The sequence below is a fragment of the Lysinibacillus sp. UGB7 genome, from assembly GCF_049058285.1.
Classification (GTDB): Bacteria; Bacillota; Bacilli; order Bacillales_A; family Planococcaceae; genus Lysinibacillus; species Lysinibacillus sphaericus_B.
Genome location: NZ_JBMGUV010000061.1, coordinates 1 through 12,080, shown reverse-complemented (window position 1 = coordinate 12,080; position 12,080 = coordinate 1). Strand labels below are relative to the sequence as shown.

Below are 12,080 nucleotides of genomic sequence, written 5' to 3'. Positions count from 1 at the left end.
TAAATCCATTACCATTAAGATTTTCAAAGTCACCATTTTGTAGTAAATTACGAGATTGACTGAGCTGTTTTGCGTATTTAACTTCATCTAGTAGCATTATTTTTTCTTTAGCATATAAATCATCTGATACACATTCTACTAAATTTGCCACTTGATCTATCTCATAATCGGTTGTATCAGCTTTTAACATATTTTTAGTTTCATTTGTAAACAAGTCGTTTACTGCTTTCGTAGCTTTTTCTACATTTTGCAACCCTTCATATTCTGCTGAAGATACGTTTATTGGAACGAATTCGATTTTATCAATTATTAATGTTGCATTAAAGATTTCTGGATACGCAATTTCATCCTCACGGAAAACTTCTATAAATCTATTGGAAGCATCGCTAGGATTGAAAACACCCTCGAGATATGCATATTTAAAATCGGTATATTTCAATGTGGAAGTATCATTAATTGGACCGTTTACGGTTTTTTCTAAAAAAGCGTATTTTATATCTGCACCGTAAACATAAAAACTAATACCACTGGCTGTCGCTGCATAACGAACTCGTATTCTATAATGTTGATTTCCTCCGCCTGCAATATTAGGGTTATAAATTAGATGTGCCGTTGATTTTAATTCTACTACATCCCCTCCTGTAAATTTTGGGCCCTTTCTAGGAATACAAGCCTCATTCATTGACGATGCTTTTACGGCCGGAAACTGTACTATTCTGTTTGTATTATCTCTAAGAATAAGATTGAAAGGAGTAACACTTGTATGTGTCCAAGCAAATGTAAGTGCATTTGGTCCTATACCACTGTAGTTATTATAACTAGTCATGTAAGATAAAATATGACTGAAATTTGAAAAGTTTGTGGTAGATTCATTATTTCTTGGTGGTAAATCAAAAATTGTTTGTTTTTTATTAGTTGTGCTGTTCGGTACATCATAGATTATTTCATGTGTTTCGGCATTTTCAGGTGGAATACTATAATAGTATCCAGGAATAGGATATGCATTTGTTGCAGCAAAAACCATTTTATTTATATTAATACCTGTACTAACTATTGAGTACTCAGTTAGGTTCTTATAAATAAAGAAGTTTTCTGGCATTACTAAAGATTGTGTAAAAGATGGGGATAGGACATTTCCAAAAGTTGGACCATCAAAGAGACTACCAGCGGTGTAGCTAAGTTTACTTGAATGGCCTTGTAAAAAATGATTGATTGTTGCTGTATAAGTACTCACAGTTAACCCTCTTAGCCAAGTAAAAAAATGTGGTTGTCTTACAAGAGAACTTTCTAAATTCTGTAAATTTTGAGGTGTTGAATCCATAAGAGCATCTGAATAAATCTCTCTTGTGAGTTCCATATTTGTAGGGAATGAATACATACGTGCATCATAGTTTGAAAATAGAGAAATGAAATCTAATACATTGATAGTCATAAATCTACGATAATTATTGAATCTATTCCAGTCTCCATTTGAACGAAATTGGTTAAAACCTTGGTCATACCAATTGCTACAATGATTAATGTAATCTTCGGTATACCGTAATAAATTTTGGTGATATAAATCACCTTCAGCTCGACTTAAATGCCATTGATTTGCATAAATAACACCTTCTCTTAATAAAAGTAAATGTAGATTTGCAATTTGAGCATAAACAGGTAGTAATAATAATGTATTATCGCCATAAGACTCAAACGCAGGTATTGCACCTACAAATTCACTATGGGTGGATTGAAATCTATGGCGCACTTCGTCTACTGCATTTGCATTATTGGGGTTTGCTTTCCAAAAATCAAAAGCACTGATATATGATGACAATTGTGATCTTATAACTGATAATTCAAAAAGCGCATTTTCTCGTGCAGTTTCTGATAATTGTTTTTCTAAAAGTTCTTCTGTATGTGTTATAAGATTTCTCCAAATTGTTGTTGATCCTACAGAAGGATAGTAAAGATTGTACAATTTGGAGTGTAGTAACAAATAAGCTTCATCTATTGGATTTTTTAAAGAATTAATAACATCTTCTAAAGCAGTTAAAGCAGTTGAAAGCCCTTCAAGATTATATACAAAAGCACCCGGATTAACTTCACACTTATTCAGCCAATCTTTATAATTCATAGTTTGTAATGCAGCAGTCGAATCCTCTGCATGGGAATTATACCTTTTTGAAATCCTTGATGAATCATCAAGAATTTTGATTTTAGTTGTTTTATCTTGATTCACTTTTTTCCTCCCCTATAAATGTTGATGAACGGTTTGACCCGTTTTTAAAGTGGTGAAAATATTTATTCATCGCAGTTTATATATAATCTTTTCTAGTTCTTCAGTACATTGTAATCTGATGAGTATGCTTCACTAAAGCTAATTGGATAAATTTAACTTTAAGTTCCATTATGTGATGCACAATTGGCTCTCTGCAATGCTTATGATGACGTACCCTCCAATGTCTTGGCGTCTAGCGCATACATTCCTTCGTTCAGTCTATTCATAAGAATTCTTTCAAACAGGAATGCTTCTATTATTTAATTTCATATTGCTCAATTAACCTCTAACTACTGTGCCTTAATTCCTAGTGTAACACTAAACTGAACAACTTTTATAAGACCTACCTTCAGCTTGAACGCAAGCTGTTCAAGAGAATTAAAATGAACTCCATTAGCGAATTCGCTTAGCCATGGCATTATATAAAGGACATCCCTTCATACTCAATGATTGCTGAATGCCATATGTTTCTAATACTTCGGATATGAGCTTGTTATCAAACTTTTTCCCTCGGTCTATATGACAAATGTCGATACCCTTAAAATTACTTTTATTTCTTGCAACTAGGGCGTATAAATTCAACTGTTTTATTTTCATCAGGACTTTGGCAAATGATTGGTCCATTAATAAGCAAGAGCCATTTCATTCCCACACGTACGTATGTCTAATTGTTAACCCCCTGTTTTTCTTTTTTGAAAATTGGCATTGAGATCATTTTCGACGGGTGCTTCATTTCACGTTGGCTGATACGTTTTATATTATGCAACGATTTTAGTTATATACAAAACCTAATTTGTTCATTAAACGACCAATTCAAAGACCCGAGACCTGTTCAGATTTGGATAATAACTTCAGTTTATACTTGATTTTCTAACCATAAATATTATAATTCATGTCAAGATACAAATAGGTTCTTTATCTCCATTTTCAAGCGCTTGTTTGTCACTTATATAGGAATGGTTGTAATAAGTGTTAGCAGTATCAGTGTAATAGCCTTTTTTAAGTACAACTTTTGTAGCAGGTTCATTTTATGAGTAATAAGAAAAAAATGACCCCTGATATTCATATGTGAAGAAGAGGTTAAATATGTTCATTATACTATTCATCATATGAAAGTCTGATAAATTAGGTTTTAAATAGGGGCTTTGTATTAGAACCTACAATTTTAAATGGCCGAAAGAACAGCATCTTTAAAAAGTAATTGGGCTGGGCATTGAATCAATTTCATAAATCTCATTTCTAAAAATCTCAGACTTTCCTATCAAGAAAAATTAGGTTTTATACTGCTTGGTTTATAGTAAAGAGTTTATTCGTACGTAATCCGATATTAAAATAATGCATATAAACACGCAGCACCTCTCTACTATAAAGGTATCAATTTAAGGTGTCCTACATATGCCACAGCAAAAATTAATGAATATCCCAGTCAAAATATATCCCGAACTTAATAACTCCTCTGTTGCCAACTCTCAAAAGAAGGTCCACTCAATAATACATGAACAATTAAAACAGCAGCAACGGTGGAAATTTCATTCTGTAATGGCGTAGATGAGCACAACATCCAAATGGGATGAGGGAGGTGAAACTTCTGTGAAACATAATTTTTACTAACGTGAAAATATCTACATCGTTTGTGGAAAGACGAATATGCGAATAGGCATTTCATCTTTCGGCCATTGGAGTTTCTTCTCCATCTAAGCGTTTATAGGGTAGGGCGAACCGAATAGCTATTTGGATCAAGTTCGAAAGAATCTTGAATCATTGTAGCTCAGCCATCAAATGAAGTACGGAACCTTTCGCAACAAGAGCTTAGCTGGCTACTAGAAGGTTTATCGCTACAGCAACCAAATGCAATTCAAAAAACACCAAAAGGTGTTTACGAACGGAAAGTGGTGGATGTTTTGGTGAACGTTTCTTTTAACAACGAGAAATTAATTCAACTCCCTGAAGAACAGCTTGATTATATGAAGCAACAAAACAAAGACTTATCTAAACAGATTGAAGCGCTAACTGAACAGGTACGCAATTTTACAATACTTTTATAGGGGTCGAAAACCGAGAAATCAAAATACACTGCACCATGATGAACTGTCATTTAGCGATTCTGAGCACATTGAAAAACAAAGCACTCACATAATTTCCTATAGGTTGTACGTAAATACATAAGAGAAAGCTCAATGATTCACTTCGTGATGGCCTAGAAATAGAAACGATTCACCATCATCCAGAACATACGAAGTGCAACTGTTGCCATGGACAAATGATTGAAATTGGCTCAACTATTGCACGTGAAGACGCAATGATGATGAAAGTTCAACACGTTGAACATGCTTACGAATGTAAAAGCTGCAAAAGCGATTCTTCCCAAAAAGCCCAGATTAAACGTGGCAAAGCGCATAACCTGCCATTCAACGTAGTATTGCTGGCCCGAGTGTTCTGGCGAAATTTATCTATGATAAATTCGTCCAATACTTTCCCTTTACCGTCAGGTAAAGGAATGGGAACGTCATGGCTACATACGAATGATAGAAACCTTTCAAATTTGTCATTCGCGTAGCGGGGATTGGTTATTCCCTGTTTACGAACAAATGAATTCAATTGAATTCATCCATGATGGCAAATCTGTTTTACATGTCGATGAAACATATGCACAAATTATTAAGCGTTCGGATGGAAAGTCCGGGCGATCGAATGCCTACAATAGGGTTTAACGAAGTGTACCAAGTCAAGCTCTCACGATTATTCTATTTCAGAGTTCGTTATCACGAGCTCGGTCTGCCCTTGAAGATTTTACGAAAGGTTATACTGACACAATTGTTTGTGAAAGTTATTCTGCTTACGGTAAACTAGAAGGTGTAACCTTCACCAATTGTTGGGCACATGTCCGTCGTTAATGGTTGAAGACGGATAGTAAAAACGGGCAAAGTGGCGTAAAATATTGCGATGATTTATATCGACTTCAACGTAAGTTTAAGCACAGGTCTCCAGGGAAATGTCGAAAACAACGTAAAAATCATTCGAAATCAATCAAATGCCCATTCGCCCCAACGTCATAGGGAGGAAAATTGCTTTTCACTGTCAGATAAGCAGGTGGAAAAGCAAACGCCACCTGCTTGAGCATCGCAGAAACGGCCAAAGCAAATGGTGTGGACTTCTATCAATACCTGATGAAGTTAATGACGGATCTACCGGATCTGGATATCCACCGAAACCCAGAAATAAATTAGTACATGCCTTGGTTAAAAAACATCCAAACTTCATGTGGAAAATAAAATCGCAATATATCTGATAAAAAAACGGCTAATCGTGATGCGTACCGAAAAGGTGCGCCTATTTTTTTTATAATTCAGGTTTACATTCGTTCAACTGCTAGATAAATAAACGTCACTAGATTGAAATGCATTTCTTCCTGTAGGTGACAGACAATCTTTAATTGAAAATACTGTTTAAAATAGGCACTGACGCGTTTGACAGCGGTACGTTCTTTATAAAGTTGTTACCAAAGCTCGGAGCCCGTTGTAGGATGTTAATTTTCGGATATCTGTTTCACACTATTTTATATACACTTTGACATATTGAATTCAATTTCGAGTTTGCCCTTTTTGCCCAAACAATAAAGTCAGGATTTGAATAGGATAAACTTGGAAGGTGTTAATAATAATAAAAAGTGGAGGGTGTTATAAATATGTCTAAAAAACGATTTTTTGATTTATGTGAAGGAGATTGTATCAAAGTATATTCTGCGGGGAAATATGAGGGCGAAGGTATTTTCATTCGCTTTATAGACGAAAGATGTGAAGATTTTATTTATTGGATAAAAAAGAATGGAAATGATTGTTATACAAGTTTAGATGCAATTAATATTGAAAAAATTCGTTATGGTTATAAGCGAGATTGCGACCGAGACCGAGATTGTGACCGAGACCGAGATTGTGACCGAGACCGAGATTGTGACCGAGACCGAGATTGCGACCGAGACCGAGATTGCGACCGAGACTGAGATTGCGACCGAAATCGTTACTAGAATAATAGAATTTGGATTCTTTAAAAAGAAGGGGGGATGAAGATGGAAAAAAAGAGTGCATGTGAATGTAATCGTTGTAAACGAAATCATTGTAAGAGTTGGACATTAAAAATTGGAGATAAAATAAAGGTATATTCATATGGTCATCTATTGAAAGATTGTGGGACGTTCTTGAAAATGGATCATTCATTTTTAAAATGGCTAGATCAGAAACAAAACCTACATCTGACTAGTTTAAAATCTATCCAGATTCAAAAAATGAAATATTAAAACTAGAGTGACAGTATAGTAGATATTTTCCCCTTTAAGTAGACAATGTTAAAAAAACTACAGTACACTGTAGATAACATTTTACTTAAAGGGGATTATTGTATGCCAAGAAAAAATTGCACAGTCAACACATTAAGCAACTTGGCGTAATCGGTAGATAATCCCACAAAGGCCATGATAGTGCCTGCTTTGAATCGTTTTCCTCACACTTTTAAATCCCTTCGTCTTTAGAATGCTGGATTAAAAACTATCAAGAAACCGGTTCATTTGTAGCTAAAGACAATCGCTTTATAGAAGATAACGGACGGACTAGCTGGATTACGCAAAGAAAACCAACTTTTACTGATTGAGAATGATATTTAAAGCTAGCAGCGTTGATCATGGGACGAGGATAGATGTGATTCGAAGTAACGCTCACAAATATTCAATATCAGCAATGTGTGGCGTCCCCAATCTTTAAAAACACGTATTACTATCACGCCAACCAACGTGACAATGAGTTTACTAAAGCAAAAGAAACTGAACTTACTCCATATACTGAATAATTTTTAATGATAATCGAAACAACTATGGTACACGAAAAGTTAACATCGAAAAAGAACGTGACACGTCGTCGATTTGGAAGCCGCACAATACTAGCCACACAAAGTAACGTGTAAGGTCAAACTGTAGAAGTATTTGCTATTGTGGTTAATGATTTGACTTACGGTCGCGCGTATCGAATAAATAGCACTTTGGTGTTTGTTTGTCGAGCTTTACAATCGTGAGATTATTAGCTACATTTCCGGTGCAAAAAAAGGCAGTAGAATTGGAGGCTTGTCAAGTATTAAAGGCAATTTGAATGATTGAACTGCCCCTAAATTGTTAGACACCAAATCTAACGATTTAGGGGTGTTTTTTATGGCTTGTTTTACTGCCGAAGAGAAAATATTTATTGCTCGATTCGATGCCCTTATTCCTAAGAAAAAGAGGCGAATATCCATGAAAAAAGAAACGCAGAAGGTAAAATCAGTAGAAGGTTCAGTTGAAGCGCTTGAAGAACGAATTAAACAACTAGAAATGGAGAATGCCTATTTAAAAAAGTTGAATGCTTTAGTTCAAATGCAGGAAAAATTACATCCAAAATCAAAGCGCAAGTAATTTTTGAACTAAAGGTAACCTATGATGTCGTGGCCCTTATCAAAGTCGCTGGTATTCCACGTAGCACCTATTATTATTGGGAAAAGCGTTTGAACCGAAAAGATAAATATTCTGCAGTGAAGACAGCTACCCAATCCATTTATCATGAACATAAAGGACGTTATGGTTATCGTCGTATCACAAAAGAATTAAAGAAACTTGGATTTTTTCATAATCCCAAGACCATCAACCGTTTAATGAATGAAATGGGCTTAAAGTGCCTCGTTCGATTGAAAAAGTATCGCTCTTACAAAGGAAATGTTGGACGCATTGCCCCAAATGTAATCCAGCGAGATTTTAAAGCAAAGAAGATGCATCAAAAATGGGTAACCGATGTAACAGAATTCCATTTATTCGGAGAGAAGCGCTATTTATCACCAATCCTTGATTTATGCATTGCAATGGCGAAATCATTGCCTATAAAGTAATGAAACGACCGGTTTATCAACTTGTAGGTGATAAGTTAGAACAAGCAGTGAAGCGTTTAAAACCTGAAGATCAAGTCATCCTTCACTCCGATCAAGGCTGGCATTATCAAATGAAAAAATATCGAAGGGCATTAAAGGAGCATGGCATCATACAAAGTATGTCCCGTAAGGGAAATTGTTTAGACAACGCTGTCATGGAAAATTTCTTTGGCTTATTAAAGTCTGAGTTGCTTTACCTGCAAGAATTTGAAAGTATGGAGCACTTTGAAAAAGAATTGGATGCCTATATTCATTACTATAATCACAAACGTATGAAGACAAAATTAAAAGATCTAAGTCCAGTACAATACCGGACTCAGATCTTAGAAGCTGCTTAAATTATTTGTCTAACTTTTTTGGGTCAGATCAGAATTAAGATTTTGTTTAGCTAATTGTTTGAAAATGGTGATACATAATTACTTGTTTACATAAAAATATATTGGATACTGTATTTCTTTTTATCTATGAAAAATAAAGCTTAGCGAGGAGGCCTGAACTTGATTGATGATATTAATCCACATTCATCTGAACATTCATCAAATCTTAATTTAACTAATGAAATAAAAAAAAATCATCACCTACCATTTAGTTGTATTCTAACTATTCCGAAAGGATTTCAATTAAAAAAGCACAGTGACCCCAATTTTGTATATGATTTAAGTTGTTTATCCATGACAAAAGAAAAATGTCAAAAATTTATCGAAGTAGAAGATTGTGGTCGGGTAGAAGTGGATTTACATGTATTAAAAATTAAAGGTTGTTTATTTTTTATCCTAAACCTTTTTATTGAACCTATTTGTATTGAAAAATTTTATACGACACAAGGAAGAGAAACTTTTGTTTCTTTATGTTATCAAGAAACCTTATATGTCGATCATGTATTAAAGTATAGTACAGGTGAATTACCGTATTATTCTATTGACGGAAAACATATTCAAATAAGGGATTTGAAAGTAGAATTACTTAACGAGAGTTCCTCAACTGTCAAAGTATCCGGGTTTTTCTTTTTCGAATATGACTGATTTGCTCTGTCATTAAACGAATTTTCAGAAGTGTTAAAGCACTTATTTTAAGTTTACTAACACACTTAAAATAAGTGCTTTATTTACTATGTATTAATCCGCAATACCTTAAAGGTTTCGTCATGTATTACCCAATTTACAGCATTATGAAAATTCGCTGCATTATCGATAAGTGGAAATAGAATATCTTGAATAATCACCATTGATTGATTCAGTTTGGACTCAATCATGGTTTGTATTGGGGGGAATATCCATAGTTATAGTACATATCCTTCAAATCGTTGCATGTAAAATTGTTTCTTTTTTCTGTTACTCGTAACATAGTCGCACACCAATCATTGAGTCCATTCAATATCACCATTTTTATGAAATTACTAATTTACACATATTTAACCTATCATTCACATAAGAATATCTAGAAACCTGTTTCTATTATTAAAATATAAAATACGGGAGAATAGCAATTGGTTAAATAGAAACTATACTATAAATGAATATAGGATATGTAAATTTTTTAGAATAAACCTTGTCAAATGAAATTTTGAAAAGTACGTCATTTTTACAATTTTTTTAATTCCGCTGTTAAGATCGGAAATTTTAGAGAAAAAAATCCAGAAACTGTTGGTTAGGATTAGGAGGAAAGAATGTGAAGCGAGAAAAAGAAGGAGATTTTGAAATCCAGGAAGATTCAATAATTCTATCAAAAATGAAAAATAAATATTCAATTCACCCCTTAGAAAAGAGTCCTACTGCTGCAATACAAACTATGAACTATAAAGACTGGTTAAATATGTGTGAGGGAAATAGTAGAAATGATTTAATGTATCTAGAACCTTTTGTATATAGTTTTGAAGGGTTAATAGCAGGTACAGCTGCTACAATAGGTACCATTGTTGCTATTTCAAATCCTATACTAGGAGCTGGGGTGGCTATTGTTTCCATTCTAATACCTCTATTATGGCCTGAAGGTAAACCACTTTGGGAATCAATAATAGAGTATACAGAAAAACTTGTACAAAGAGAACTATCAGAATTTGCAAGAATAAAGGCATTATCAGAATTAGCAGGCCTTAAAAAACAATTAGATGCATTTAATAGAGCCTTTGAAGATTGGAAGATGTATCCTAGTATTAATACGGCAAATGAAGTGAAAAATAGATTTCAAAATACTAATAATTCGTTTATAAATGCAATGCCTGGGTTTGCACTTGCTGGCTATGAAGAAATTTTATTACCTATTTATGCACAAGCTGCCAATCTCCATTTACTTTTTTTGAGAACAGGTCTCATTTACGCAGATGAATGGGGTTTATCTAGAGCAGATGGTAATTTACATTACAATGAGCTTTTACTGTATACCGCAGAGTATACTAATTATTGTACTACTGAGTATAACAAAGGATTAAAAAATATATTTAAAGGACCTTGGAGTATATACAACACTTATCGTACTTTTATGACTATCAATGTATTGGATATCATTGCATTGTTTCCAAATTATGATCCGCGCCTTTATCCAATATCTACTAATATCGAACTCACAAGGGAGATTTATTCTGAAGGGATTTTTCCACTTACTTCTGAATCAGCCCCCCCTATTCTTACAGAAACAGTAGAAAATTCATTAACACGACAACCACATCTTTTCACTTGGTTGCAAAAGTTAGAACTTTTTTATTCTACACCAGGACTATTTGATTCCGCTTTAACTGGTCATAGAAGTTTATATTCGAATACAGATTCTACTATCTCATCGAGTATAACTGTTGGACCAATGTTTGGAAATTCTACAGATAAAAATCAAAAGGATTTCGATTTTGCTACTGGATACATTTTCAGGGTTACTACCACTACTACTTTAGGTACAATTATACTTCCATCTATCAGGGGAATAGCTTTTGAATATACTAACTATTATCCTACTTATCAAATTCCACCTTCTGAAGACAAAAAAGTTTTTGTCCAAGAATTAAACACAAATAGCACTAATCTGGATATAACAAGAAACACTTTTACGTTTCCTCCACTAACTCGGGAAACCCTTTACGAAAACGTTGATAATTATAGCCATATTTTGTCTTATTTTACGAGTCACAGTGAAGTACCTAGTGGTCCACCAATTGCTTTTACATTTGCTTGGACACATAAAAGTGTCAGCCGTATTAGCGCAATAGGTTCTGAGGGTTTCAACAGAATTACACAAATTCCAGCAATCAAAGCAACTGATATGAATCATTTAAGTGTTGCTATAAAAGGCCCCGGTTTTACAGGAGGAGATTTAATACAGCTTAAAACACATGGTTTGGCTAATTATAGCTGCAAGCCTCTTACTAATGAATTAATGAAAGTACGCATTCGTTATGCATCAGCAAGTAGTTCAACTTATCTTGAAATAGGTGGAGCTAGATTACAATTAGAAAAAACAATTAATAATCCTGATGATGACTTGATCTATGAAAATTTCAAATATGCATATTTACCAGAATACGTTGAACCTGGAAATTTCTTCATTGAACATAGGGGTACATCTTCTTCAGAAAGCGACTTAGTACTACTTGATAAAATCGAATTCATTCCATACGACTTTTACACAAAGGAGATGGGAATGGAAAATTTAGATATAGTAAAGAAAGCTGTAAATACATTATTTACGGATGATTCGAAAAATGATTTAAAAGCTGATACGACGGATTATCAAATAGATCAAGTGGCAAATTTAGTAGAATGTGTATCAGATGATTTATATGCTAAAGAAAAAATAATACTATTGGATGAAGTTAAATATGCAAAACAGCTCAGTCAATCTCGAAATTTGCTCCAAAATGGTGACTTTGAAAATCCTAATGGTAATGGATTTG

6 protein-coding genes and 2 pseudogenes are annotated in these 12,080 nt (G+C 34.0%); 7 read left to right on the top strand and 1 reads right to left on the bottom strand.

Annotation, left to right across the window (positions count from 1 at the left end):
• Positions 1-2,221: insecticidal delta-endotoxin Cry8Ea1 family protein (locus tag ACOMCU_RS27435; RefSeq protein WP_421052199.1), on the bottom strand; the 2,221-nt coding region annotated here is incomplete at its 3' end.
• 1,943 nt (positions 2,222-4,164) lie between these two features.
• On the opposite strand from ACOMCU_RS27435, the gene ACOMCU_RS27430 reads away from it, so the two are divergent.
• From ACOMCU_RS27430 to ACOMCU_RS27400, 7 genes and pseudogenes are all read left to right on the top strand, one after another.
• The gene (locus tag ACOMCU_RS27430) at positions 4,165-4,305 is read left to right on the top strand and encodes a hypothetical protein (RefSeq protein ID WP_421052198.1); all 141 of its coding nucleotides are present in this window, start codon (positions 4,165-4,167) and stop codon (positions 4,303-4,305) included.
• Between the two features lie 414 nt (positions 4,306-4,719).
• A pseudogene (locus tag ACOMCU_RS27425) lies at positions 4,720-5,154 on the top strand (IS66 family transposase).
• Positions 5,155-5,373: 219 nt separating this feature from the next.
• On the top strand, positions 5,374-5,487 hold the full coding sequence (locus tag ACOMCU_RS27420) for a transposase domain-containing protein (RefSeq protein ID WP_421052197.1): 114 nt from the start codon (positions 5,374-5,376) through the stop codon (positions 5,485-5,487).
• Between the two features lie 458 nt (positions 5,488-5,945).
• Positions 5,946-6,260 carry a hypothetical protein gene (locus ACOMCU_RS27415; RefSeq protein ID WP_421052196.1) on the top strand — a complete coding sequence of 105 codons (315 nt, stop codon included), beginning with the start codon at positions 5,946-5,948 and terminating at the stop codon, positions 6,258-6,260.
• A 1,239-nt stretch (positions 6,261-7,499) separates the two neighbouring features.
• Positions 7,500-8,538, top strand: a pseudogene (locus ACOMCU_RS27410) (IS3 family transposase); the annotation flags it as partial.
• Positions 8,539-8,697: 159 nt separating this feature from the next.
• Positions 8,698-9,222, top strand: coding sequence for a hypothetical protein (locus ACOMCU_RS27405; protein WP_421052194.1), 525 nt, complete (start codon positions 8,698-8,700; stop codon positions 9,220-9,222).
• A gap of 646 nt (positions 9,223-9,868) precedes the next feature.
• A partial coding sequence (locus ACOMCU_RS27400; protein ID WP_421052193.1) for an insecticidal delta-endotoxin Cry8Ea1 family protein occupies positions 9,869-12,080 on the top strand: 2,212 nt, incomplete at its 3' end.

Excerpts from the sequence above, each read along its gene's own strand:
- ACOMCU_RS27415 (WP_421052196.1), top strand. The coding sequence starts at position 5,946 with ATGTCTAAAAAACGATTTTTTGATTTATGTGAAGGAGATTGTATCAAA.